Raw genomic sequence first — 24546 nt, forward strand, 5'->3', positions numbered from 1 at the left:
TCGTCTAGTGGCCTAGGACACCGCCCTTTCACGGCGGTAACAGGGGTTCGAGTCCCCTAGGGGACGCCACGATTACCCGCTCTGCGGGATTTTTAAGGGTCATTCAATTATTGAATGGCCCTTTTGTTTGTCTGGCGTTTATAGGGCGAAAGCTACAAGCTTGCCCTCCCGCCCGCTTGCAGCTTGCAGCTATTGCCGGAGACAGCCCATGACTTGGGATTTGGCGACACCGTTCATTATTGATCTGCAGGTGCAGGCCGACGACATTGACGGGTTTGGTCATGCCAATAACGCCGCCTACGTGGTCTGGCTGGAACGCTGTGCCTGGCGTCACTCACAGCGCCTGGGTCTGGACCTGGCCGAATACCGACGGCTGGACCGAGCCATGGCAGTGGCCCGTCATGAAATCGATTACCTGGCCAGTGCTTATGAAGGCGATGAGCTGCAATTGGCGACCTGGATTGTCGATTGTGACCAGCGCTTGCGCATGACTCGGCATTTTCAGCTGGTGCGCCCCAGCGACGGTCTGACGTTGTTGCGAGCGCAAACCAGTTTCGTGTGCATTGAGCTTTCCACGGGTAAAGCCAGGCGTTTGCCTCCTGAGTTTCTTGAGGGGTATGGCCCGGCGATTGTGGCGCGCTGATCAAGGTTGATACTGGATATCGGATCGCCCGAGAACCCCGTAAACTGCCGCACGCTTTTTATGAGAGTCACCCATGCAAATTGCTTTGGCACCGATGGAAGGGTTGGTCGACAACATCCTGCGTGATGTACTGACCCGCACCGGCGGTATTGATTGGTGCGTGACCGAGTTTATTCGGGTCACTGAACGGCTGCTAACGCCCGATTACATCCACAAACTGGCCCCGGAACTCAAGCAGGGTGCGAAAACCCGTGCCGGAGTTCCGCTGCGCGTGCAGTTGCTGGGGTCTGACCCGGCGTGCCTGGCTGACAACGCGGCGCTGGCCTGCCAGTTGGGTTCACAGGTTATTGACTTCAATTTTGGCTGCCCGGCCAAAACCGTCAATAAATCCCGGGGCGGGGCGGTGCTGCTTAAAGAGCCTGAATTGCTCCACGCGATCATGCTGCAAGTTCGGCGTACAGTGCCGGCACATATTCCGGTCACCGCAAAAATGCGCTTGGGCTTCGACACGCCGGACAGTGCCAATGAATGTGCCATTGCTTTGGCCGAAGGCGGTGCCAGCCTGATTGTTGTGCATGCCAGGACCAAAATGGACGGCTACAAGCCGCCCGCGCATTGGGAGTACATCGCCCAGGTGCAAGACGTGGTCAAGGTGCCGGTGTTTGCAAACGGAGACATCTGGTCGGTTGAAGACTGGCGTCGATGCCGCGAAATCAGCGGTGCTGAACACATTATGTTGGGCCGCGGCCTGGTGTCGCGCCCTGATCTGGCTCGGCAAATTGCTGCAGCGCGTGCTGGCGAAGACGTGGTACCCATGACCTGGGCTGATATGCAGCCCATGATTCGCGACTTCTGGGCTCAAGCGCAAGCGCAGTTGACCCCCCGTTCGGCCCCCGGCCGGCTCAAGCAATGGTTGGCCATGCTGACCCGCAACTACCCGGAGGCAGTCTTGTTGTTCAATGCCATGCGCCGTGAAACCGACTGTGAAAAGGTCGGTCAGTTGGTAAATAACCCGCCCGAGGGTGCGCTCTGATAGTCACGAAAAAATTTTATAAAGCACCTTGAAAGAGGATGGCCGATCCCTATCTAGGGGGTAAGCGATGCCAAGACCGGGTCGCAGAAACACAATCTCGCTGAAATCAGGAGGCACAATGATGAACAACGCACCTTCCATGGCGCCACTGTTCCGTAATTCTGTCGGCTTTGACCGTTTTAGTGATTTGTTTGAATCCGCATTACGCAACGATGCAAGCGGCGGCTTTCCACCCTATAACGTTGAGAAACGGGGTGAAGACAACTACCGGATCGTAGTGGCAGCGGCAGGTTTCCAGCAGGATGATCTGGACCTGCAAGTTGAAAATGGCGTGTTAAGCGTTAGCGGCAGCAAACGTGAAAGCACCCAAGAAGAAAGCGTCACCTTTTTGCATCAGGGAATTGCGCAACGGGCATTCAAATTGTCCTTCCGGCTCGATGATCACATCGAGATCCAAGGCGCAAACCTCAGCAATGGCTTGTTGAGCATAGACCTGCAGCGGGTCGTGCCCGAAGAAGCTAAACCCAGACGCATCCCTATTAATGGGGATCACCAACCTGCCCTGAAGAACTGACTTCGGGCAGGGCTCAGGCAGCGGCCCCGCCAGTGCGGCGGGGCGCTTCTTTCTTGCTGGTGAAGGGCTAAAGGCTTGAATGGCTCAAGGCCCATATGAAAAACCTTCCGTCTTTTGTTAGTCGTACGCAGGCATTTGCTCTCGACACTCTCCAGGGGGCAAGTGCCTGCTTTTTCCTGTCTATTGCGCTGGCGCGTGATGTGCAGGTGCCTGACGGGCCTTAAGGTTCTTATCGGCCTTGTAGCGCAAGGCGACGTCCGGAACACTGCCGCTTTTTCCTGTTTCGACCCAGTTGCGGATACGGCTGGCATCGGCAAAATGCGTGTATTTGCCAAAGGCATCCAGGATCACCAGCGACACCGGGCGATTACCCATTTCTGTCACCAGCACCAAGCAATGCCCCGCTTGGTTGGTAAAGCCGGTTTTGGTCAGTTTAATCGTCCACTTTTCTTTATTGACCAAGTGGTCGGTGTTGCGAAAGCCCAGCGTGTAGTTGGGTTTACGGAACGCGACGGTTTTTTCCTTGGTGGTGCTCAATTGGCTGAGCATCGGGTAATTGCGCGCCGCAGCCAGTAACTTGCTCAGGTCGCGGGCGGTCGACACGTTGTGAGTCGACAGGCCAGTGGGCTCAACATAATGGGTGTTCATCATGCCCAGGCTCTTGGCTTTGGCATTCATGGCCGCGATAAAGGCTACATAACCTCCCGGGTAATGATGCGCGAGGCTGGCAGCCGCCCGATTTTCCGACGACATCAGGGTGATCAGCATCATTTCGTGCCGCGACAGTTCACTGCCGAGTTTGACGCGCGAGAACACGCCTTTCATTTCCGGGGTGTTGCTGATGTCGACCGAGATGAACTCATCCATGGGCTGCTTGGCATCCAGCACCACCATAGCGGTCATCAGCTTGGTGACTGATGCAATGGGCACAACTACGTCAGGGTTGCTGGCATAAATGATTTTGTTGGTTTTCAGGTCAATCAACATCGCGCTCCCCGACGCGATATGCAGCTGTGACGTATCCCGCGGGGTCGCGGTGCTCTCGGTCGCTGCGGCAAGTGAAGGGGCGGTGGTGCCTGTGAGAACTAAAAACAGGCTCAAAATGGACAGATGTTTTTTCACGCAAAATGACTCGAAAAAGGCCAGGAAATACCGAGCGAAACGGTGCTGTTACACATTACGTTACATTTTCCAAGTATGGATCAAATGTCCTTGAAATGCCTGATTTCGAAGCATTTTTTGCGATTAAATCCACGGTTTAAGTCTTTTCAAAGGTACAGAAACGCGCCGTGTCTTCAGTCAGCCGGCGGAGTAGAGCGGCGTGCGTCTTCAAGTCTTGCAGATCAAGGCTGTATGCAGCCTGAACAGGCTGGTGGGGCAGTGCAGGGAGGAGAGGGGAGGCGCTGGTACGCTCAGCAGGGTAAGTTCTGGTGGGCGTACCGGGTATTTTCTTAGGCAGTTACTTCAGGGTGGTAATGCAGCAAATCGCCCGGTTGGCAGTCCAGCGCTTTGCAGATGGCCTCTAAGGTGGCGAGTCGCAAGCCCTTCACTTTGCCTTGTTTAAGCAGTGACAAATTCTGCTCTGTAATGCCTATGGTCTGTGCAAGGTCCTTGGATTTAACCTTACGTTTGGCCAGCATCACATCGAGTCTGATATCTATCGGCATGTTAGTCCCTTAAACAAATTGCTGATTTTCACGTGCCATTGAGCAAGCGTTGTGCAGGCTGCGGGCGACAATCATGACAGAGGCAGCAAGAAACAGTGCAACAAGTTGTGAAGGTTCAAAGCTGAGTGTCAGCATCTTTTGTCCTACGGGTCCAAGCACGGTGATCCACACGCTCATCACAGGCGTCAGCACCACTGTTGCGGCCACCCAGTAACACACACTGGTACCGACTTGCCCCAACAGTTCAGCGGAGGTTGGCGAAAAGTAATCGCTTTTGCCATAGGCCTGGAACAGCCCGCGCAAGGCCCATAGCCCTTTTGCCAAAATCAATAAAGGAATACTGGAGATAACTGCGCCGCCTGTGGTCTGCCACCAGGTCAACTGTGAGATATCGGCGTTAAGGGTTTGTGTGAGGGTGCTTAGGCTGAACCCTCCGATATAGGTCGCGATTTGGTGGGGGAAAACCCAATAGGCGATGTTGATGGCCAGCATGCCGACGATCAAGGCTGTTGTGGCGTGGGCCAAGAGTCGGCTGTGGTTGGCCAGGCGATCTGTTTGCATTGAACAATCCTTCTGTGTGGGCCCTGAGGGCGTGCGTGTGAGTACAAGGTGTTCACTTTGTACGGGAATGATCTTATTTCGATAACTAATGATTGTAAAACGATAACTTTGTAACCGAATACATACCCTCGGCTGATGAATGCTCGGTGTCCTCACTCAGTTCGCGTACGGTCAGCCCGGTCATAGGTGTAAAATATGCCCCCTCGAAAATAACGGGCCCGCTCGATGAACCCTGAAGCACTGTCGATACTTAATCGCCACCTACTGACCGCGCTGCGCAACGCGCCCGCTGAAACCCGGCGTCTGTTTCACGGCCGAGGGCGTTGCTGGCCAGGGTTGGAGCAACTGACGGTGGACTGGCTGCAGGGCGTTGTACTGGTGGCGTTGTTCAAAGAGCCCGAACCTGCGCAACTCGCGGCTTTGAACGGGCTGCTGATGGCGATCGCCCGCTCAGTAGAATGGCAAGCCAGTGGTGCCCACACGCTGGTGCTGCAACACCGCTACACCCTGCAAAGTGACACCGACTGGCCGGTAGGCGAAGTGATCGATGAGTGGACGCTGACCGAAGGCGGCTTGCGCTATCGCGTTGACTTGGGGCGCAAGCAAAACAACGGCTTGTTTCTCGATATGCGCTTTGGCCGTGACTGGGTAAAGGGCAATGCCGAAGGCAAACGCGTGCTTAACTTGTTTGCCTACACCTGCGGCTTTTCGGTTGCAGCGATTGAAGGCGGTGCTGAGCATGTCGTGAACCTCGACATGTCTCGTGCAGCGCTAAGTCGCGGTCGTGACAATCACCGGCTCAATGGCCATGACCTGAGCAAGGTCAGTTTTCTAGGCCATGAGTTGTTCAAGTCGTGGGGCAAAGTCAAAAGCATGGGCCCCTATGATTTGGTCATTATCGACCCGCCGTCCTTCCAGAAAGGCAGTTTTCTGCTGACCAAAGATTACCAGCGCGTGGTGCGGCGCATGCCGGAGTTGCTGACGGCCGACGGTACGGTGCTGGCCTGCATGAACGACCCGTCGCTGGGGGCGGACTTTTTGATCGACGGATTCACTCGTGATGCGCCCAGCCTGCAGTTCGTTCAGCGGCTGGACAACCCCCCCGAGTTCCCAGATGCCGACGCGCAGTGTGGCTTGAAGGCGCTGGTGTTTAAGCAGGGTGGCTGACAGGCAGGTACAAAAAGGTTCATCACGGATTACCGGGAAAGACACTCTTGACCTTCATAACCAAGCATTCGCTTTAAGTTAAAGAGACCGTCATCAACGATGGGTTAGCGGACAGCAGGTTCTGATGGACACGATCTATCAGGCATAGAACGCCGGTTGGTTGGATATGTTTGTTCGCATGAACATCATCAACTAAATCGGCGTTCTTGTTTATAGGCTTCCCGTGATTGCGCGATGAACCAAAAAAAAGCCCGCGGGGGGGCGGGCCAAGGGTTCATTGAATGAGCGCAGTGACTATAGCGCCCGGTACAGCTTGGCAATATGAAACAAATGTTACCTTCAGCGCCGGCGTGACCCTGATCACACCGGCGTTTGTGCTTACTTGGTGCGCGACGATTCAAACAGGAACCATACGCGGCGCTCGGCCTCGTCGATCCAGTTTTCCAGCAGGCTGGTGGTGGCGACGTCTCCGAGTTCGGAGCACATGCCGTGGGTCTCGCGCATAAAGGCGGCCAACTGAATGTTGTCTTCGCGCAATTCAGCCAGCATGTCTTCCGGCGTGACAAAGTCAGCGTCGTTGTCTTTCAGGCGCTGGAGTCGCTTGATATGACCGATGGAGCGCAGCGTTGTGCGTCCCAGTTTGCGCACACGTTCGGCAATGGCGTCAGTGGTGGCATAAATCTGGTCGGCCTGCTCGTCCAGCAGCAGGTGGAAGTCGCGGAAATGCGGGCCCGACATGTGCCAGTGGAAGTTCTTGGTCTTCAGGTAAATGGCAAAGGTGTCGGCGAGCAGTGCGTTCACTTCTGCTGCAATGTTGATGCAGTTTTCTTCGCTCAGCGCCGAAGGTGTCCGCAGATCGGCCTTTCTGCTTTCCTTGGCGGATTTCAGGTCTTTCATGGGGGTTCCTCGTGAAGGCTGTGGGAGGTGTGCAGTAACGGGCTGACTAAAGACTACGATTTGTCGTTCGTCAAACCCTCTGCCCGCTCTGATGAAGCGGTTAAATAGTCCGACCGGGTAAAGAGCAAGATCGTTCAATACTTTTCCCGTTCAAGCTGCGACCCTTCGGCTCTGCACATTTTCAGGATGTTATCGATGCCTTCTACGCTTCCTCGCGTCGCGTTCATTCGCGGTGCGATTGCTTGCCTTCCGTTGACATTGGCCTGCGCGCCTTGGGGCTTGCTGGCAGGCTCCACGGCTATTGATGCACAACTGTCGCCGGCCCAAAGCCAGGGTTTGTCGCTGTTTGTCTTTGCCGGGGCAGCTCAGTTAGTGGCCATTGGGATGATCAAGGGCGGGGCCGGGGCGATTTCTATCTTGCTGACGACCTTGCTGCTGACCTCGCAGCACCTGCTGTATGCGATGCATTTGCGCCCGATGGTGGCACCGCTGCCCGCCAGATGGCGCTTTGGCCTGGGCTTCTTGTTGACCGATGAGTTTTTTGCGCTGGTCAGCCCGATGGACCGACAAACCTTCAATCGCTGGTATGCATTGGGTGTCGGGCTGTGCATGTATGTGGGCTGGAACCTGTTTACGTGCTTGGGGATCGTGGTGGGCCAGAGTATCCCTGGGCTTGATCAGTTGGGGCTCGAGTTCTCGATTGCGGCGACCTTTATCGCACTGATCACACCGGTGGTACGGTCCCTTCCAAGCGTCGTGTGCGTGGCGGTCTCACTGTTTGCGGTGGTGCTGTTCAGCTACTGGAGATGGGAGTCTGCGATTGTTTTGGCGGGGCTGGCAGGCATGGCTGCCGGGTATGTGTGTAAGCGACTGGGTGTGTACTTCTCATGATCTGGCTGATTATTGCGGCAATGACCCTGATTCTGTTCTTCAACCGCTACCTGTTTCTGGAGCCTCGGTTGCCGATTCGCTTGAACCGGGGGGTCAAGGAGTTTTTGGGGTTTGCAGTGCCGGGGATGCTGACGGCTATTTGCGGGCCCATCATTTTTATCAAGGATCACACGCTCGATGTGAGCCTGACAAACCCTTACTTGCTGGCCGGGTTGTGCGCGATAGGGCTAATGGCCTGGAGTCGCAATGTTTTGCTCAGTGTTGTGTCCAGTGTGACGCTGTTTTATCTGTTTCGCGCGTGGCTGTAACCTGAGCATCGGCCCGCGAAGTAAAGGGGCCGCTGACCGCAACGCCGTCACTGACCACGTACCAGCACGCCAACAGGCCGTCGGCGCGAAGCCGGGCGGGAACAGCGCTGCCTACAACTGACATGACATGAAGTTTGGGCATATGAACCTCCGTAAGAATGAGGTCATTTTACGGGGGCGCTCGCTGCACAAAATAATCATTGTGGCTAATAGTCGCCATCACTGCCGATAGGGTAGGTGCGTCAGTCAACCACTAGGTCAAGCATGTGCATGACCTCTTGCTCGCTCACCAATCCCTTGCTGACCAGGTGCTGGGCCATGAGTGAGACCAGTTTGGCGGCGCGATGACTTTCGAGCTGCTTGAGTTCGGTCAAGGTGTTGTACACCTTGCTGGAGATACACAAGCCGGGCAGGTGGTGGGGGTTTTGGGTTGGCATTCGAGTCGTCCTTATTTTTATAAAAGTTGATGTTAAACCCGCCAAACGGCAACTGTACAAGCCTGCCGCTCGGTTTATCGGTTGATTACCAGCGCGGTGGGCCGTAATAGCCCCGTGGCGGGCCGTAGTACAGCGGTTGCGGCCGACCATAGTAAGCGGGCGCATACACCGGTTGCGGTGGCGGCACGTAGACGGGTTGCGGCTGGTAATACACGGGCGGTGCCTGGACATACACCGGTTGTGGCTGCACATACACCGGTTGCTGGACGTATACCGGCCGGCGTTCATGACCTGCAATGACCGAACCGACGACCGCGGCACCCACCACGGCACCGAACAACGCCGGGCCGGCACCCCAGCCGCCATGGGCGGACGCCTGGCCTGCCATTGCCAGAGTACCTATCAGCAAAGCAATCTTGGGGAGGCTACGCATTCTATGAAATCCTCGACTGTTAGCCCCGTCACGTGTGGCCAGAGGTCACAAATCGTCGCAGGGATAACATTCAGACCGCACTTTTTGAAAAACTGCGAGGCCTGTTGGTAAATGTTGTGTAAGGTCTCTCAGGGGCTGACACGATTCAGCTTGGCCCGTGGAACTATGATCTAACACTATTCCCTACACGGCTCTAGCCGTTTATCTGAACGCCGTGAGCAAGGAGATGAGCATGCAAATGAACCCGGATAAAGACACCCGGTTGTGCATATCGCTGTCTGGCAGGCCCGGGAATTTCGGACTGCGTTTTCATAATCATCTATACGAACAACTGGGCCTGAACTTTTACTACAAAGCGTTCAGCAGCCACGACCTGGAAGGCGCTGTACGCGGGATCCGGGCGCTGGGCATTCGTGGCTGTGGCGTGTCGATGCCTTTCAAGGAGGCGTGTATCGCGCTGGTAGACGAACTGGATGCGTCGGCCAAGGCCATCGATTCGATCAATACCATTGTCAATACCGATGGGCATCTCAAGGCCTACAACACGGACTACATGGCTATCGAGCAGTTGCTGATCAGCCATAACGTGGCCAAAGGCACTACGTTTGCGCTGCGCGGCAGCGGCGGTATGGCCAAGGCTGTCGCGTCGGCGTTGCGTGACGGTGGCTACCGCAATGGCCTGATAGTGGCTCGTAATCAGGCAGCCGGCTCGGCATTGGCGAACAACCTGGGCTATGACTGGCAGCCGGAGTTGGGTGAGCATCGACCGCAGATGCTGATTAACGTGACGCCCGTTGGTATGGCCGGTGGGACAGAGGCAGATCACCTGGCCTTTGAGGAAGACGCGATTGATCGCTCGGACATTCTCTTTGATGTGGTGGCCATTCCCTCTGAAACACCGCTGATCATGCGCGGCCGGGCTCAGGGCAAGCAGGTCATTACCGGGCTGGAAGTTATCGCCTTGCAGGCGGTCGAGCAGTTTGCGCTGTACACCGGTGTGCGTCCTACGCCGCAACAGTTTCAGGCGGCTGTGGCTTTTGCCCGCAATTGAAACGTAAAAGCGCAAGGCCGGGCATCGGCCTTGCGCCGGGTTGACGAGGGTTAGACAAATGTCAGTTGGGCACCCTGTTCATCGACATGCAGACTGAGCGGCGCGCCCATGATCAGTGGCCGCATATCCGAGATGTGGCCATTGGGAAACCCGAAGACTTTCGGGAAGTCGTAATCAGCCAAGCGCTCTGCAATGATGGATTGTGCGGTCGCACTGTGGTCTGACGTGTCATTGCCAATGTTTTTCATGCCGCCAATGACCAGGCCCTTGATTTTTTCAAAGGCCCCTGTTTGCTCAAGGCTTTTAATATAGCGATCAATTTTGTAGTAGGCGTTTTCACCGATTTCTTCGAGAAACAGAATGGCGTCGTTGTAATTGAAATTATAGCGGGTGCCCGATAGCGCGGTGACCACTGTCATGTTCCCGCCTATTAATGTTCCGGTACAGGCTCCGTGTTGGTTAAGCGCGTTGGCACTCAATGAGTACGTCGGTTTGATACCCTTGAATACGTTAAATATATTTTGATAAGACTCGGCCGAAGGGTTAACGGTTCTGATGATGTTCTGCCCATGGATCGACTGAATACCGTGGCGGGCCAGCAGGCTTTGCAGGTACGTAATATCGGAATAGCCGATCAACCACTTGGGGTTGTTGAGGAAACGACACAGGTCGACTTGCTCCAGCAATTGCGCGCTTCCATAGCCGCCGCGAGTCGCCCAGACGGCATCAATCGATTCATCGTCCAATGCCCATTGCAAGTCGTTCAGACGTTGTTCAATGGTTCCAGCATAGTTGTAGTGGTGTTCGTATCGAGCTAATGCATGCTCACCATAAACAGGCGTATAGCCCTGTTCAATAATCATGGCATGGGTATGCGTTAACAGGTCGGAGCTGGAGACAGCGCCAGCCGGAGAGATAATGGCAATACGACTGCCAGGTTTGAGGCTTCTTGGGGGTTGTGAGCATGTAATCATGAGCGGCACCTTATTAGTGTTCTGGGTAATGAGTGAAGTGTGAAGGCTAGCCTCGGCCCAAGCTGTGAGTTGCAGTACGCGTTGTTTTAAGTGGGAAGGTATGTCGTTATCTTGCGTAGGGTATTTCCATTGTTGGAGCCGTTTTGGCTGTTCGGTCGAAATTTGATTCGATGGGCAGGACTCAAGTTACACGTGGACATTCTTTTCAGGTCGAAAGTGCTGTTCCAAGGCGCTTTTTATCAGGAGTATCAGCCGCGCTTGATCGCTGAGCTGATTCGGCTCACGCCGTTGAGGACGATTAAACAAACCGTTTTTATTTCTGTATTAGCGCAAAAGGATGCGACATGATATTTACAACCATCACCACTGCCCAGGCCATGCAAAATATGTTGGCGTTTGTCCAGTCTTCTGATTCGGAGAAAATAAAGTACGTGAAGGCGCGTTACAGTCGCCTGCAAGAAAGTGATATCGGTGAGTTGTCGGATGTCGAAATCCTTGCGGCACTCAAACCTAATGAAGAGCGCATGATGCTGTTTGTTAATCAATATGAGCGGGTGAAAGATGGCGTCACGCCGGGCCTGGTACTTGATGCTTCGTTGTTGAGTGAGTGGAGTCACTTTGTCAATAGCGCAGTGGTATCAGCGCTGGAGACGATTGTTAATACCTTGGGAAGTGTCGAGACAAGCGGTTCCCTGTTGATCGAGGGTGTGATCGACAGGCTGTTTAATGACCGTGAATACCTGAGAGCAAGGCTTTCTCGCATGCGCTCATTGATTGGCGATGCGCAGTTGCAATCTGAAATTATCCATACCGATCGCCCTACATTTGAACTTGTTTATAAGCCCGTGACGGCGCCTAATAGTCAATCGGACAACAACTTTGGTATGGCATTTATTGAGTGGATGGGGGTTGAACCCTGCATGCTGATCAATCACCGCTGCCTTGAGAATAATGCCCTATACACGCCGGGCGTCTCAGGCTTTGGCAATGAATATTGCTTCTACATAATGCTGCATGAGTTGGTGCATCTACTCCTGGGGGCAAATGATGAGACCTACAGCCCTTCACCCAATGACGATATCAGTAAGGTGAGTGTTTACGTTATCGATAACCTTAAACCTCACGAAGTCGACAATGTTGACAACTATTGCGCGCTGATTTTCATCGTGCTGTCTCTTATGCATGATGAAGGTCACCTGGACTTGACGCTCTTCTAATCAAACACTTCCCGGTGCGTTGTGAACCTGCCGCTTTAGAGGGGGTACGGTTCACAATGCAAAGGGAAGGGGCGTAGGCATTGTTTACTGACGGCGTGTGAGTCGTCGTTATTCCAATTCGCTCAGGCGCGCTTCCAGCGCTGCGATCCTGGCTTCAAGGGCATCAATACGCTCCAGAGAAACAGGGGGGATGCCGCTGCGCTCCGCCGGTTGCTGGCGGGCGGTGAGAATCGCTTCGATGTCGGCCGGATCTCCCAGGGTATGCATATAACGGTCTTCGCGCTGCCCTGACTGACGCGGCAGCAGCACGGCCAGATCCCGCGCAATCAGCCGCTCAAGTTGATGTTGCACTTGATCGGTGTCTTCAAAGTCATGCATGCGCCCGCTACGGGTCAGCAGTTCGTTGAGGGTGTGCGGGCCGCGTAAAAACAGCAAGCCCATCAGCACCACTTGCGCAGGCACCAGTTCCAGCGCTTTGTCGACCTTGTGCTCCCAGCGGTCGGCACGGCTGCCCATTACCAGGCGGGTAAAACCGCGCCCTTCCAATGCGCGCAGGCTTTGCCCAACCTGGCCTTGGGTCAGGTTCATTACGGGCTCGCGGCTGGTTTTCTGATTGCAGGCCAGTACCAGCGCGTTAAGGGTCAGCGGGTAGGTGTCCGGGTGGGTGGCCTGTTTTTCTATCAGCGACCCGAGAATGCGCACTTCGATGCCAGTGAGGCGGGCAGCGGTGGAGGCGTCATTGGGGGTGTGTTCCGGGGAATGATGAACGGGGACTTCCATTTTCTTCTCCATGATCAGCAACTGTTACCAGTGCCTAGTGTGGAGGCTTTTTCGCATCAGGGCGACTGTCTTGAGGGGGGACCTCCCGCCGGTGTCGGCGGGAGGCACGCGGTCAGCGGTTGACCAGTTTGGCGGGCAGGGCAATCACCAGGAAGCTGCTGAGGATCAGGCAGCCAGCGAAGAACCACAGGGCGCTGGTGCCGCTGCCGGTGACGTCAATGGCGATGCCCATCATCGAGTTGCTCACCAGGCCGGCGATGTTGGCCAGCGAGCACGCCAGGGCGAACCCGGTTGCGGCGGCACGGCCCTTGAGGAAGGTGGCCGGCAGGCTGAAGAACACCGGCACAGCGCCAATGATGGCCGCCGAGGCAATGGCGAACAGCAGCACCGTGGCGAATACGTTATGGGTGTAAAAGGTCGTCGCGGCCATGGCGGCAGCACCGACAAAAAACGGCACGATAATGTGCCAGCGGCGCTCACGGTGACGGTCCGAACTGGCACCGATCATCAGCATGCCCAGCAGGGCAGCAGCACTGGGCAGTGCGGTCAGTACGCCGATGTGGAAGTTGTCGGAGACCCCCGCGTTGCGAATGAACGTCGGCATCCAGAACGCCATCGCATACGCACTGAGCAGGATTGAAAAGTCGATCCCGCCCAGCATCCACACTTTCAGGTTGAAAAAACCGTCACGAAAGCTGTGCTTGCTGTGTGTGCCGTCGGTGTCGTCTTTACGCAGTTCGCTGTCGAGCAGTGCTTTTTCGTCATCATTGAGCCACTTGGCGCTGTGATGATCGTTGGGCAATGCCCAGAACGTCAGGACCCCCAGGATGACGGTGGGAATGGCTTCGATGATAAACAGCCATTGCCAGCCGCGCAGGCCCGCGGTGTTGTCAAAAGCCCCCATGATCCAGCCTGACAGAGGCCCGCCGATGACGCTGGACAGCGGCATGCCAATCATGAACAGCGCAATGATGCGCCCGCGTCGGTGGGTGGGAAACCAGGTGGTCAGGTAGTACAGCACGCCTGGCAAAAAGCCCGCTTCGGCGGCGCCCAGCAGGAAGCGCACGATATAAAACTGGGTGGGGGTAGTGACCAGCATGGTGCAGCCCGACAGGATGCCCCAGGTGATCATGATCCGGGCAATCCACATTCTCGCGCCGACTTTTTCCAGGGCCAGGTTGCTTGGCACCTCAAACAGGATATAGCCGACAAAGAACAGGCCCGCGCCCAGACCGAACGCGGTTTCGCTAAATTGCAGATCGCCGAGCATTTGCAGCTTGGCGAAGCCGATGTTGATCCGGTCCAGGTAGGACGCCAGATAACAGAAGCACAAGAAGGGAATAAGCTTCCAGGTGATTTTGCGATACAGCGCCGGGATCGGATCGGCGACGGCGGTCGCAACGGGTGTTCCAGCATTTGCAGAGGGCATGTGTGTCTCCTGGCGGGACTTTATGGTTGTTGTGTAGCCGCGATCAGTGCTTTGGCAGGCTCGTACAGCGGCTTCCAAAGGCAGTGTCAGAAGACTGGGCAGGCCTTGTTCAGGCCCTTGCTCAGTAGTGGCGACCAGTGCTCTACGGCCTGGTTCTACGGCAGCTATCCCTGGCTGCCGGTGTACGTGAACGGTGACGGTGGTGGTTTAAGCGCGTGCGGCCTGTCGAAAGTGTTGCAGCGCTTGCTGCTTGCTGACGACGTCGCCGTATTTGCTGTCAATGTCGAACAGGTTGGCCTCATGCGGTGCGCGGTGACGGTCCCCGACACATTCGCGGACAACGATGGTGCGAAACCCGTGTTGCACCGCATCCACCGCAGTGGCGCGAATACAGCCGCTGGTAGAACAGCCGGCCAGCACCACGGTATCGATGCCTTGGGCATGCAACAGTGACGCCAGGCTGGTGCCGAAAAACGAACTGGCGTACTGCTTGCTGATCACTACTTCGCTGGGGAGCGGTTGCACGGGTTCGCAGAAGGCGGCCAGGGGGTTGCCCTCAACCATATCTTTCATCACGGGCGCCTTTTTAACCCAAATGCCCCCGTCTGCGAAGTGCTCCGGGTGGTAGCGGATGTTGGTGTGTACGACCGGGATGCCGTGCTCGCGTGCGCACTGCAGCAATTCGACGGTTTCAGCCACGGCACTGACCACATCAGGGGCAAACAGCGGCGCGCCTTCGCGGGTGTAACCCTGCATGAAATCGATCATCAGGAGTGCAGGTTTTTGACCGAAACCAATGCGCTGGCCCCAAACACCCTGGTAGTTGGCGTCGACACTTTGTTCATGGCTCATGACTCGCTCCTTTTATTGATACGCGCCGGACAGCAGGGCACCCGCGCCTGGAACAATCGGCTCCAGGTTCAAGGCTTTGAGCATGGCGTAGGTGGTGGCGATGGCAGCGGTCAACACCGGTTTTCCGGTCTGGGCTTCAACACAGGCGACCGCAGGCAGCGACTGCATTTGCACGCAGGCCGACAGCACGATCACGTCCACGCCTTCTAGGTTCATGCCGCTGACAATGCCCGGTAACAGGGCGGGGTCGTGTTGGGCCACGGCCAGGTTGTCGGGTATTTCCAGGGCGCGCCAGTCCACGACTTCAAAGCCTTCCTCGCGGATGTAATTCACCACCAGTTCGGTCAGCGGCTTCATATAGGGCGCGACGATGGCGATTTTTTTTGCGCCCATCACCTTAAGTGCGTCAATCAGGGCACCCGCACTGGTAATCACCGGGGCATTGCCGTCGTTTTCAGCTGTGGCGCGTGTCAGGCGCTGCTCGGACTGGCGGTGGTAGCCAAGGCCCATGGCCATGATGGCGACCAGGCAGGCGTACCCCAACACGTCGACGCGGGCGTCGGACAGCTCGATCGCGCAGCGATCGGACTCACCGTCCATGGCGGCCAGCTCTTCTTTGCACACTTTTTTCATGCGCATGCGGCTGGAGTGAAAGGTAAAACGTTCCGGGCGGATCAGCTGGCGCGCGGTGAGCATCGCCGGGATCTCGGTCTCCATGGTGGTGTTGGAACTGGGCACAATCTGGCCGATACGGTAAGGCTTTAGCACGGGGTGTCTCCTTGAGCGGTGCGCTGAATTCAGGCCTGGGCGAGAACAAATTCGTTAAAGGTGCCGAGGAAACCATCAAGGTCGTCCCAAGGAATCATGTGCCCGGCGTTCTCGACGTGGGCGATGCGGATGCGCGGTTGCAGCGCCTGGATTTCGGCTTCGTCTTCGGCCTGAATCACCCCGCCGCGTCCGGCGACCATCAGCAGTGCCGGCGCGTTCAGGTGCGGCAGGTCCTGATGAAAGTCCACGTCGTGAAAGTCATTGAACGCGCGCACGATGGCCGGCTCGTGACAGGTGTGCAGCCATTCGGCACGCAGTTGCAATTGCTCTGGCGTCCAGCTGGGGCAGAACGCGCGCATGGCCTCGGCGTCCATGCCTATGACCGCCTGACGGATCGAGTCCACGTACCACGCCAGTTTGCTGGGGTAGTCGCGTCGTCCTGGCCCGGAGACCGGCGGATCGATCAGCACCAGGCTTTTCACCCCTTGTGGATGGCGAACCGCGCTGCGCACAGCAAAGCGCGCGCCCATGGAGTGCCCAGCCAGGTGGTAATCGGTCAGGCCCAGGGCGCTGGCGAAGGCGGCGATATCGTCTGCGCAGGCGTCAGTGCCGTAATCCAGGTGCGGCTCACTGCTCGACAGGCCGCGGCCACGCACATCCAGCACATAGGTGTCGAAATGTGTACCCAGGTGTTCGGCCACAAAGCCCCAGGTAATGGCCGGGCTGGTAATGCCGGGAATCAGCACGAGCACAGGTTTGGGGGCGCCGCCCTGGCCGCCGTAGCGCAAGTAATGCTGGCGTATGCCATTGGCGTGGACGTTGGCACCGTACATAAACGTGCTCATGCCGGCACCTCGGTTTCCAGGGCGTGGCTGTAGAGGTCATAGCCGTACACCCAGGCCGGGTCTTCCTGGGTACGCAGCCAAGTGTTGGCGTTGGACACGGCTTGAACCCGTGAGGCGCGGCCTTTGCGATTGGCTTCGTACAGCTGGAACGCGGTGCGGTAATCACTCAGCCCGGTTTCTTGCAAACAGCGCGTCAGCATGGCGGCGTCTTCGATGGCCATGCCGGCCCCTTGTGCCATATGCGGTTTCATGGGGTGGCAGGCATCCCCTAGCAGTACCAGGCGGCCACGGCTCCAGAGTGGCAGTGGGTTGCGGTTGAGCAGAGGCCATTTTGTGACGCTTTCGCTGGATTCGATCAAGGCTTGTACGGTGGGGTTGTAGCCCGCGAACGCGTCGTACATTTCTTCCCGGCTGCTGTCCACAAAACTGCCCTGGAAGTCCCAGGCCGGGTGTGGCACGCCGGTCACGTAGTAGTACTCATCGCGCTTGGCGGTGGTGTGGTAGACCATCATGTGACGGTCTTCGCTCCACCACTTCACGCAGTTCTCGAAATTCAGGTTGTACTTGGTCAGGGTTTCGCTGCGGATCAATGCGCGATGTGCCACCCAGCCGCTGTACAGCGGCTTTTCGGCACCGAGTAGCTCTTCGCGGATTTTTGAATTGATGCCGTCGGCACCAATCACGATATCGGCTTCGGTCTGGGTGCCATCGCTGAAGTGCAGGCGCACGTGGGTGTCGGTTTCTTCAAGGCGGGTCAGGCATTTATTGAAGTGCGTGGTGCCTGGCGCGATGGTCGACATTTGCAGGGCGTGCAAATCACCACGGTGCACAGTGATGTAGGCGGCACCGTATTCCTTGCGGGCAAAGTCACCCAGTTCAATGCGCGACAGGTAATCGCCACTGGCACCGTCACGGCTGAACCAGAAGTCCGGGTGCGAGCCCATGTCACTCAGCTGTTGCTCAATGCCCATGCGGCGGAAAATTTTCATGATGTTGGGGCCCATGTGAATGCCCGCACCGATGCGGGAAAACGCGGGGGCCTGCTCATAAACATCAACGTGGAAGCCGGCTTTTTGCAACAGCGTAGCGGCTGCAGCGCCTCCCAGACCTGCGCCGACGATGGCGATACGTTGTTTTCCAGGCATGCAAGGTGTCCTTTTTTTAGTGGTTGACGACGCCTGAGCGGAGCAAGTTCCGGTGGGCGATTTGCAGTGTATACGCTATTTATTTTGGCGTTGCATAGAGCTTGTGAAAAATAAAATTAACCGAGAGTCAGTTTAATAATGGGGTTTTATCCAGTATTTATGGGGTTATTCCGTGTTTTTCATGGGTTTGCAAAACGCTGATGAAGCAATAAATTTTTAATCACTTATTCGTAAATAGCGTGTACGCTTCAAATCAACCTGTAACCAGCGACCCTGTCGAGAGGACCCGTACATGCCGGTAAGTGACTGCGAACTGACTCAGATGTTTGAGCACGTGTTGAAACTGTCCAAAGTGGACGCGACCCAAAGTGTCGCTGTGCTTAAAAGCCACTACTCCAACCCGCGCACGGTGCGGGCGGCCATGGACGCGGCTCAGCGCCTGGGTGCCAAGGTGTATGCCGTGGAATTGCCATCGTTCAACCACCCGATGGCGATGGGCAATGACCTGACCGCGTACTGCGGCGACACGGCGCTCACCGGCAATATCGCCGCGCAGCGGGCACTGGAAGCGGCGGACCTGGTGATCGACACCATGCTGTTGCTGCATTCGCCCGAGCAGGAGCAAATCCTTAAAACCGGGACGCGCATTTTGCTGGCGGTCGAGCCGCCCGAAGTGCTGGCGCGCATGTTGCCGACGCTGGCCGATAAAAAGCGGGTGATGGCGGCTGAAACAATGCTCAAGCAAGCGCGCTCGATTCAGGTGCGGTCCAAAGCGGGCAGTGATTTCCGGGCCGCGTTGGGGCAATACCCGGCGGTGACCGAATATGGTTTTGCCGATGAACCGGGGCGCTGGGATCACTGGCCCAGCGGCTTTCTGTTTAGTTGGCCGAATGAAGCCACCGCTGAAGGCACCTTGGTGATCGACGTGGGCGATATTGTGCTGCCGTTCAAAAACTATTCACGCGAGCAGATCGTGCTGGAGATCGACCAAGGGTTTATCACCTCGATTCACGGCGGGTTCGAGGCCGAGTACCTGCGCGACTACCTGAAGTACTTCAACGACCCTGAGGTGTACGGGATTTCCCATATTGGCTGGGGGCTGCAACCGCGTGCGCAGTGGACTGCCATGGGCCTGCACGACAAAAACGACGGCATGTGCATGGATGCTCGGGCCTTCGAGGGTAACTTCCTGTTTTCAACAGGGCCCAACACCGAAGTGGGCGGCACGCGTAAAACCCCGTGCCACCTGGATATTCCGCTGCGCCATTGCGATATTTTCCTGGACGAGCAGGCCGTGGTGACCGGCGGCGTGGTGGTTGCCCCCTGACGCTGACCGCCCTGACACCGCCCCCTGCCAGTACGAGTGCGCTCGCACCGGCAGGTCAGGCAGGTTAAGGTCTTCTTCCCTCAACTGACAAAGAAAGAGGCCGCAGTGCCGGACACCCAAGCACCCACCCAAGACACCGATGCCGCCTACGATTTTTCCGAGCAGGTCGGTCATTTGTTGCGCAAGGCGTACCAGCGCCATATGGCGATTTTTCAGCAGAACATCGGTAACTCGCAGTTGACCGCTGTGCAGTTTATTACCCTGTGCGCCGTGCGCGACCATGGGCCGAGTTCGCTGAGTGAGTTGATCAAGGCCACCGCTGTGGACCAGGCCACGATTCGCGGCATTGTCGAACGCCTGCAGGCCCGTGATCTGGTCACGCTCAAGCCGGCCGAGCAGGACAAGCGCAAAGTCATCGTGAGCCTGACTGAAACCGGCATGCAATTGGTGCATGAGACAGCGCCCCATGCACTGCAAGTGAGCGAATTGACCATGAGCCGGCTAAACCCGGCCGAACGCGTCGCGCTGCTGTATGTGTTGCGCAAAATGGTCGATGACGGAGCCGATTAAGGCTTTCTAGAGCCGCTGGCATTGTTCTTGCTGCTGCGTTAATGAAGTAGTTACTTCATTAACGCAGATGAATCACAGCGCCGCCTCTGCGGCGCTTTATTACGCGCATTTCATGAAGTAAACACTTAACAAGATCCGCTCAAACAGGGCGGGCGTTGCTACTTTGGGAAGCCTTGAATGAGCGATCACCGCCTTGCGCCGGTCAAAACGGTAACACTTCACGTCAATGGCCAAGCCGTCGAGGTCAGTGCCATGGCGGATACGCCGCTGCTGTTGATCTTGCGCAACGACTTGCAGTTGAACGGCCCCAAATATGGCTGCGGCCTTGGCGAATGCGGGGCCTGCACGGTGATCATCGACGGCGTGGCCGCCCGCTCTTGCGTGTTCCCGCTGGCGGGTGCCGAAGGGCGAACCATCACCACCCTGGAAGGCATCGGCAGCCGGGCGCACCCGCACCGGGTGCAGCAAGCCTTTATCGATGAGCAGGCGGCGCAATGCGGCTATTGCATGAACGGCATGATCATGACCGCCAAAGCCTTGCTCGACCGTAACCCGCACCCCACCGAAGAGCAGATCCGCAACGAGCTGTCGGCCAACCTGTGCCGTTGCGGCACTCATATTGAAATCATCCGTGCGGTCATGCTGGCCGCCGCCCAACAGCCTTGAACGGACCCATGACCATGACCTTTACCGCGCTTACCCGTGATCAGTTGTTGGCCAAGTCGGGCGTGTTGCTGATTGTCGATCAAATCCAGCCGCCCTCAGGGCCAGTGGCCAAAGGCGGTGTGCCGGTGGTCAAACCCATGGAGCAAGGGCTGTTTATTGCCATCAATGATGACGGCCAAGTGTATGGCTTCAATGGCCACGTTGACCTGGGTACCGGAGTGCGTACGGCGCTGGCGCAGATCGTCGCTGAAGAGCTGGACCTGGCTGTCGAGCAGGTGTGCATGGTGCTGGGTGACACCGCCAGTGTGCCGAATCAGGGCGCGACCATTGCCAGTGCAACCCTTCAGATCAGCGCCATTCCGTTGCGCAATGCGGCGGCTGAAGCGCGGCGGTTTTTGCTGGAGCAGGCCAGCGAACGGCTGGGCGTGGCGGTCGCAGAGTTGAGCCTTGAACACGGGGTTATCCGCAGCCCGGACGGGCAGCAGGTGACATTTGCCAGCCTGGTTGAACACCAGCGCCATGTGCTGAACATTACCGGCGATGCGCCGCTCAAGGCGGTTGACGATTATCGGCTGGTGGGCAGCGCCTCGGCGCGGGTCGACATACCGGCCAAGGCCACTGGCGAACTGACCTATGTGCACGACATGCGCCTGCCCGACATGCTGCATGGCCGAGTGATTCGCCCGCCCTATGCCGGGCTCGACAGTGGCGAGTTTGTCGGCAACAGCCTGCTGCATGTGGATGAAGCCTCGATTGCGCATATTCCGGGTATCGTCAAAGTGGTGGTCATTCGCGACTTTGTCGGTGTCGTTGCCCTGCGTGAAGAGCAAGCGGTCAAAGCCGCGCAGGCCCTGAGCGTGACGTGGAAGCCGTGGCGGCAGAAGCTGCCGGACATGACCGATGTCGAGCAGGCCATTCGTGATAACCCGCGTATCCAGCGTGTGGTGCTGGACAAGGGCGATGTGGATCAGGCGCTGGCCCAGGCCAGCGAAACCCTGAACCGCACTTACTTGTGGCCCTACCAGATTCACGGCTCAATCGGCCCCTCGTGCGGGCTGGCCGATTATCAGCCCGAGCAAATTCGCGTGTGGTCCGGCACGCAAAACCCGCATTTGTTGCGCGCCGACTTGGCATGGTTGTTGGAGTACCCCGAAGACCAGATCGACATTATCCGCATGGAAGCGGCGGGATGTTATGGCCGCAATTGCGCAGACGACGTGTGTGCCGATGCGCTGTTGCTGTCGCGTGCTGTCGGCCTGCCGGTGCGGGTGCAACTGACCCGCGAGCAAGAGCATGTGTGGGAGCCCAAAGGCACGGCGCAACTGATGGAAGTGCAGGGCGGGCTGAATGCCGACGGCGGGGTGGCGGGGTATGACTTTCAAACCAGCTACCCGTCCAATGGTGCCCCCACGCTGGCCTTGTTGCTGACCGGGCGCGTCGAGCCGGTGGCGGCGATGTTCGAGATGGGTGATCGCACCTCGATCCCGCCCTATGATTTTGACCATCTGCGCGTGACCATCAATGACATGGCCCCCCTGGTGCGGGCGTCCTGGATGCGCGGCGTGTCGGCATTGCCCAACACCTTTGCCCACGAGTCCTATATCGACGAACTGGCCTTTGCCGCCGGGGTCGACCCCATTGAATACCGTCTGCGTTACCTGGCCGATGAGCGTGCCTCGGAGCTGGTGCGGGCGACTGCTGCGCGGGCCGATTGGGTGGCGCGCACGCAGCCGATGCAAACCCCGGAACAGGACAATATTTTGCGCGGTCGCGGGTTTGCCTACGCGCGGTACATCCACAGCAAGTTCCCGGGGTTCGGCGCGGCCTGGGCGGCCTGGGTCGCAGATGTAGCCGTGGACAGGCTGAGCGGCGAGGTGTCGGTCACGCGCGTGGTGATCGGGCATGACGCGGGCATGATGATCAACCCGGCCGGGGTCAAGCATCAAATCCACGGCAACGTGATTCAGGCCACCAGCCGCGTGCTCAAGGAGCGCGTGACGTTCGAAGAGTCCACCGTCAGCAGCAAGGAGTGGGGCGCGTACCCGATTCTGACGTTCAAACAAGTGCCCAAGGTGGATGTGCTGATGATGCCGCGTCAGCACGAGCCGCCGATGGGGGCCGGGGAGTCGGCGGGCGTGCCCAGCGCGGCGGCCATCGCCAACGCCATTTTTGATGCCACTGGCATTCGCTTCAGGGAACTGCCGATTACCCCGGAGCGGGTACTGGCGGCCTTGCAGCAGGCACAGCCTGCGCCCGAGCCAGCAGAACCCGCGCCGGCCAAACGCTCGAAATGGTGGTTCGGCTCGCTCGTGGCGGGCTTCGGTGCGCTGGTGGGCATTGCCGCGACGGCCTTGCCCTGGCGGGCTGAAATAGCGCCGATCGTGCCGCCGTTGGCGGGCACCTGGTCGGCGGCCACGCTGGAGCGCGGGCGTTTGCTGGCGGCCGTGGGCGACTGTGCGGTGTGCCACACCGCGCCGGGCGGATCCACCAATGCCGGCGGGCTGGCCATGCAAACCCCGTTTGGCACCCTGTACACCACCAACATCACCCCGGACCCGCAAACCGGTATCGGCAACTGGTCATACCCGGCCTTTGAGCGAGCCATGCGCGAAGGGATCAGCCGCGACGGCAAGCACCTGTACCCGGCCTTTCCGTACACGGCATTTCGCAATATTGACGATGCCGACATGCAGGCGTTGTACGCCTACTTGATGTCGCAAGCGCCGGTCTCACAACCGGCCAAGGCCAACGCCATGCAGTTTCCATTCAATATGCGCCCGCTGATGGCGGGGTGGAACGCCTTGTATTTGCGCCAGGGCGAGATCAAGCCGCAGCCGCAACGCAGCGCACAATGGAACCGCGGTGCGTACCTGGTGAACGGTTTGGGTCACTGCGCGGCCTGCCATTCCCCGCGCAACCTGATGGGGGCCGAAAAGGGCGGCAAGGCCTTTTTGGCGGGGGGCAGTGTCGATGGCTGGGAGGCTCCGCCGCTCAACGGCCTGTCCCATGCGCCGACGCCCTGGACCGAGGATCAGCTGTTTACCTACCTGAGCACAGGGTATTCCGAAGCGCACGGGGTGGCGGCGGGCCCGATGGGGCCGGTGGTGAGCGAATTGGCCACCTTGCCAGACGCCGATCGCCGGGCGATGGCGGTGTACCTGGCCTCACTGAATGACACGGCTGAGGTGCAACCGGTGCCCGCCCCGCAAACCGCTGCGCTGGCAGCAGCCACGGCGGTGTCGTTGAGCAATGGCCAGCGGGTGTTTGAGGGCGCATGCCAGGGCTGCCATGCCGACGGCGCGGGGCCGAAACTGTTTGGGGTCAGCCCGTCACTGGCCAGCAACAGCAATGTGCACAGTGCACTGCCGGACAACTTGATCAAGGTGGTGTTGCAGGGTATTCCCGTGCCGGCCACCCCGGATCTGGGCTATATGCCCGGCTTCAAGGACAGCTTGTCAAACCGTCAAGTCAGTGACCTGGCGGCTTACCTGCGGCATCGCTTCGCGCCGCAACAGCCGGCGTGGCAAGGGTTGCAACAGACCGTCGCGCACCTGCGGGCCAACCCGGGCACTCACTGACCGGCAGGTGCGGGCGCAGTGGCCTGCACCCCGCGTATGACCACGTCGCTGATAAAGGCCAGCCAGTCTTGCTGCTGGCCGTTGTCTGCGAGGTTCTGGCCCAGGAAAGAGGTGAGCGTGTGTTGGTTCGAATTATAGAAGTAGCACAACGAGGCGATCATCAAATACACGTGGTTGATGTCCACGTCCTGACGGAACACGCCGTGTTGCTGGCCCGCCTCGATGATGGGCCGGATCACACCGACCGTGGTGGCGCTCAGGCGGCCCATTTCACGCGATTGCTGAGCATGTTTGCCCTTGTGCAGGTTCTCGATGGTGAGAATGGCTACGAATTCCGGGTGGTTGACGTAGTAATTCCAGAAAAACGCCACCTGTTCGCGCAGGGCTGCGACCGGGTCGCTCAGGTCTGGGCGCAACGTGCTTTCCGCCAGGTTGAACGCCTCGTAGGTGTGCTCCAGCACTTGGATAAACAGATTTTCCTTGCTGGAAAAATAGTAATAAATCATCCGGTCGTTGGACTCGGCTTCCTTGGATATTTGCTCGATGCGCCCACCGGCATACCCGTCGCGGGCGAACACCGTCGTGGCGGCTTTAAGAATGCGCGCCCGCGTCTGGTCGGCCTGATGGGCCCGGATACCGGTTTTTTTCTTCACGCTGATGTCCTCCACGGTGGTGCGCAGCGCTGCGGGTGAGAAGTGTGCAGGCGATGGTACGGCAATTAACGCACAAGGGT

Annotated in this window: 28 protein-coding genes and 1 tRNA gene; 14 read left to right on the forward strand and 15 right to left on the reverse strand. The window is 57.8% G+C overall.

All coding sequences use genetic code 11. The annotated features are described in order from the left end of the window. The first annotated feature begins 1 nt into the window (after position 1). From Q1W15_RS12070 to Q1W15_RS12085, 4 genes are all read left to right on the forward strand, one after another. A tRNA-Glu gene (locus Q1W15_RS12070) sits at positions 2 to 69 on the forward strand. Positions 70 to 208: 139 nt separating this feature from the next. Further along, a complete protein-coding gene (locus tag Q1W15_RS12075; RefSeq protein ID WP_300728459.1) occupies positions 209 to 643 on the forward strand; it encodes a thioesterase family protein in 435 nt (144 codons plus the stop codon). A gap of 73 nt (positions 644 to 716) precedes the next feature. Beyond that, entirely contained in the window at positions 717 to 1676 is a 960-nt protein-coding gene (locus Q1W15_RS12080) for a tRNA-dihydrouridine synthase (RefSeq protein ID WP_300728461.1), read from the forward strand. A gap of 121 nt (positions 1677 to 1797) precedes the next feature. Then, positions 1798 to 2250, forward strand: coding sequence for an Hsp20 family protein (locus tag Q1W15_RS12085; protein WP_300728464.1), 453 nt, complete (start codon positions 1798 to 1800; stop codon positions 2248 to 2250). Positions 2251 to 2430: 180 nt separating this feature from the next. Here the strand turns inward: Q1W15_RS12085 and pbpG are convergent, their stop codons facing one another. The 3 genes from pbpG to Q1W15_RS12100 all read right to left on the reverse strand — a co-directional run bounded on the left by pbpG (position 2431) and on the right by Q1W15_RS12100 (position 4478). Further along, positions 2431 to 3372: a D-alanyl-D-alanine endopeptidase gene (pbpG, locus tag Q1W15_RS12090; RefSeq protein WP_300728467.1), complete on the reverse strand. Its 942-nt coding sequence runs from the start codon at positions 3370 to 3372 to the stop codon at positions 2431 to 2433. A 329-nt stretch (positions 3373 to 3701) separates the two neighbouring features. Beyond that, on the reverse strand, positions 3702 to 3917 hold the full coding sequence (locus tag Q1W15_RS12095) for a helix-turn-helix transcriptional regulator (RefSeq protein WP_300728469.1): 216 nt from the start codon (positions 3915 to 3917) through the stop codon (positions 3702 to 3704). 9 nt (positions 3918 to 3926) lie between these two features. Then, positions 3927 to 4478, reverse strand: a complete 552-nt coding sequence (locus tag Q1W15_RS12100; protein ID WP_300728472.1) for a DUF2975 domain-containing protein — start codon at positions 4476 to 4478, stop codon at positions 3927 to 3929. A gap of 225 nt (positions 4479 to 4703) precedes the next feature. On the opposite strand from Q1W15_RS12100, the gene Q1W15_RS12105 reads away from it, so the two are divergent. Further along, on the forward strand, positions 4704 to 5645 hold the full coding sequence (locus Q1W15_RS12105) for a class I SAM-dependent methyltransferase (RefSeq protein WP_300728475.1): 942 nt from the start codon (positions 4704 to 4706) through the stop codon (positions 5643 to 5645). A 378-nt stretch (positions 5646 to 6023) separates the two neighbouring features. Here the strand turns inward: Q1W15_RS12105 and Q1W15_RS12110 are convergent, their stop codons facing one another. Then, positions 6024 to 6542 carry a DNA starvation/stationary phase protection protein gene (locus Q1W15_RS12110; protein WP_300728478.1) on the reverse strand — a complete coding sequence of 173 codons (519 nt, stop codon included), beginning with the start codon at positions 6540 to 6542 and terminating at the stop codon, positions 6024 to 6026. Positions 6543 to 6737: 195 nt separating this feature from the next. Between Q1W15_RS12110 and Q1W15_RS12115 the strand changes: the two genes are divergently transcribed. Next, positions 6738 to 7433 (forward strand): AzlC family ABC transporter permease, encoded by a 696-nt coding sequence (locus tag Q1W15_RS12115; protein WP_300728480.1) that lies wholly within the window; start codon positions 6738 to 6740, stop codon positions 7431 to 7433. Then, positions 7430 to 7741, forward strand: coding sequence for an AzlD domain-containing protein (locus Q1W15_RS12120; protein ID WP_300728483.1), 312 nt, complete (start codon positions 7430 to 7432; stop codon positions 7739 to 7741). The genes Q1W15_RS12115 and Q1W15_RS12120 overlap by 4 nt, the downstream gene beginning before the upstream one ends. On the opposite strand, the gene Q1W15_RS12125 is transcribed toward Q1W15_RS12120, so the two are convergent. From Q1W15_RS12125 to Q1W15_RS12135, 3 genes are all read right to left on the reverse strand, one after another. After that, the gene (locus tag Q1W15_RS12125) at positions 7689 to 7883 is read right to left on the reverse strand and encodes a hypothetical protein (RefSeq protein ID WP_300728485.1); all 195 of its coding nucleotides are present in this window, start codon (positions 7881 to 7883) and stop codon (positions 7689 to 7691) included. The genes Q1W15_RS12120 and Q1W15_RS12125 overlap by 53 nt on opposite strands. Positions 7884 to 7983: 100 nt before the next feature. Beyond that, entirely contained in the window at positions 7984 to 8178 is a 195-nt protein-coding gene (locus Q1W15_RS12130) for a hypothetical protein (protein ID WP_300728488.1), read from the reverse strand. 85 nt (positions 8179 to 8263) lie between these two features. After that, positions 8264 to 8611, reverse strand: coding sequence for a hypothetical protein (locus tag Q1W15_RS12135; RefSeq protein WP_300728491.1), 348 nt, complete (start codon positions 8609 to 8611; stop codon positions 8264 to 8266). Between the two features lie 232 nt (positions 8612 to 8843). Here Q1W15_RS12135 and Q1W15_RS12140 point away from each other — a divergent pair, with 232 nt between their 5' ends. Further along, positions 8844 to 9662: a shikimate 5-dehydrogenase gene (locus Q1W15_RS12140; protein ID WP_300728494.1), complete on the forward strand. Its 819-nt coding sequence runs from the start codon at positions 8844 to 8846 to the stop codon at positions 9660 to 9662. Positions 9663 to 9712: 50 nt separating this feature from the next. Here the strand turns inward: Q1W15_RS12140 and Q1W15_RS12145 are convergent, their stop codons facing one another. Then, positions 9713 to 10636 (reverse strand): LD-carboxypeptidase, encoded by a 924-nt coding sequence (locus Q1W15_RS12145; protein WP_300728497.1) that lies wholly within the window; start codon positions 10634 to 10636, stop codon positions 9713 to 9715. 192 nt (positions 10637 to 10828) lie between these two features. Between Q1W15_RS12145 and Q1W15_RS12150 the strand changes: the two genes are divergently transcribed. Together Q1W15_RS12150 and Q1W15_RS12155 are read left to right on the forward strand one after the other, a co-directional pair. Then, positions 10829 to 10984: a hypothetical protein gene (locus Q1W15_RS12150; RefSeq protein ID WP_300728500.1), complete on the forward strand. Its 156-nt coding sequence runs from the start codon at positions 10829 to 10831 to the stop codon at positions 10982 to 10984. Next, the gene (locus Q1W15_RS12155) at positions 10981 to 11853 is read left to right on the forward strand and encodes a hypothetical protein (RefSeq protein WP_300728503.1); all 873 of its coding nucleotides are present in this window, start codon (positions 10981 to 10983) and stop codon (positions 11851 to 11853) included. The genes Q1W15_RS12150 and Q1W15_RS12155 overlap by 4 nt, the downstream gene beginning before the upstream one ends. Positions 11854 to 11961: 108 nt before the next feature. Here the strand turns inward: Q1W15_RS12155 and Q1W15_RS12160 are convergent, their stop codons facing one another. From Q1W15_RS12160 to Q1W15_RS12185, 6 genes are all read right to left on the reverse strand, one after another. After that, positions 11962 to 12633 (reverse strand): DUF480 domain-containing protein, encoded by a 672-nt coding sequence (locus tag Q1W15_RS12160; protein WP_300728506.1) that lies wholly within the window; start codon positions 12631 to 12633, stop codon positions 11962 to 11964. Positions 12634 to 12745: 112 nt separating this feature from the next. Beyond that, positions 12746 to 14062 (reverse strand): MFS transporter, encoded by a 1317-nt coding sequence (locus Q1W15_RS12165; protein ID WP_300728509.1) that lies wholly within the window; start codon positions 14060 to 14062, stop codon positions 12746 to 12748. A 207-nt stretch (positions 14063 to 14269) separates the two neighbouring features. Then, positions 14270 to 14914, reverse strand: coding sequence for an N-carbamoylsarcosine amidohydrolase (locus tag Q1W15_RS12170; protein ID WP_300728512.1), 645 nt, complete (start codon positions 14912 to 14914; stop codon positions 14270 to 14272). A 12-nt stretch (positions 14915 to 14926) separates the two neighbouring features. Further along, on the reverse strand, positions 14927 to 15631 hold the full coding sequence (locus Q1W15_RS12175; RefSeq protein WP_300728793.1) for an Asp/Glu racemase: 705 nt from the start codon (positions 15629 to 15631) through the stop codon (positions 14927 to 14929). A gap of 80 nt (positions 15632 to 15711) precedes the next feature. Next, complete coding sequence (locus tag Q1W15_RS12180) at positions 15712 to 16527, reverse strand: alpha/beta hydrolase (RefSeq protein ID WP_300728514.1); 816 nt, start codon at positions 16525 to 16527, stop codon at positions 15712 to 15714. Continuing rightward, a complete protein-coding gene (locus Q1W15_RS12185) occupies positions 16524 to 17672 on the reverse strand; it encodes an FAD-dependent monooxygenase (protein ID WP_300728517.1) in 1149 nt (382 codons plus the stop codon). The genes Q1W15_RS12180 and Q1W15_RS12185 overlap by 4 nt, the downstream gene beginning before the upstream one ends. A 292-nt stretch (positions 17673 to 17964) precedes the next feature. Between Q1W15_RS12185 and Q1W15_RS12190 the strand changes: the two genes are divergently transcribed. The 4 genes from Q1W15_RS12190 to Q1W15_RS12205 all read left to right on the forward strand — a co-directional run bounded on the left by Q1W15_RS12190 (position 17965) and on the right by Q1W15_RS12205 (position 23813). After that, a complete protein-coding gene (locus Q1W15_RS12190; protein ID WP_300728520.1) occupies positions 17965 to 18999 on the forward strand; it encodes a 2,5-dihydroxypyridine 5,6-dioxygenase in 1035 nt (344 codons plus the stop codon). 201 nt (positions 19000 to 19200) lie between these two features. Next, entirely contained in the window at positions 19201 to 19569 is a 369-nt protein-coding gene (locus Q1W15_RS12195; protein WP_300728798.1) for a MarR family winged helix-turn-helix transcriptional regulator, read from the forward strand. Positions 19570 to 19746: 177 nt separating this feature from the next. Further along, positions 19747 to 20235, forward strand: a complete 489-nt coding sequence (locus Q1W15_RS12200) for a (2Fe-2S)-binding protein (RefSeq protein WP_300728523.1) — start codon at positions 19747 to 19749, stop codon at positions 20233 to 20235. 14 nt (positions 20236 to 20249) lie between these two features. After that, positions 20250 to 23813 (forward strand): molybdopterin cofactor-binding domain-containing protein, encoded by a 3564-nt coding sequence (locus Q1W15_RS12205; RefSeq protein WP_300728801.1) that lies wholly within the window; start codon positions 20250 to 20252, stop codon positions 23811 to 23813. Here the strand turns inward: Q1W15_RS12205 and Q1W15_RS12210 are convergent. Continuing rightward, positions 23807 to 24466 carry a TetR/AcrR family transcriptional regulator gene (locus Q1W15_RS12210; RefSeq protein WP_300728526.1) on the reverse strand — a complete coding sequence of 220 codons (660 nt, stop codon included), beginning with the start codon at positions 24464 to 24466 and terminating at the stop codon, positions 23807 to 23809. The genes Q1W15_RS12205 and Q1W15_RS12210 overlap by 7 nt on opposite strands. Positions 24467 to 24546: the final 80 nt, after the last annotated feature.

Source organism: Pseudomonas sp. (genome assembly GCF_030150285.1).
Classification (GTDB): Bacteria; Pseudomonadota; Gammaproteobacteria; order Pseudomonadales; family Pseudomonadaceae; genus Aquipseudomonas.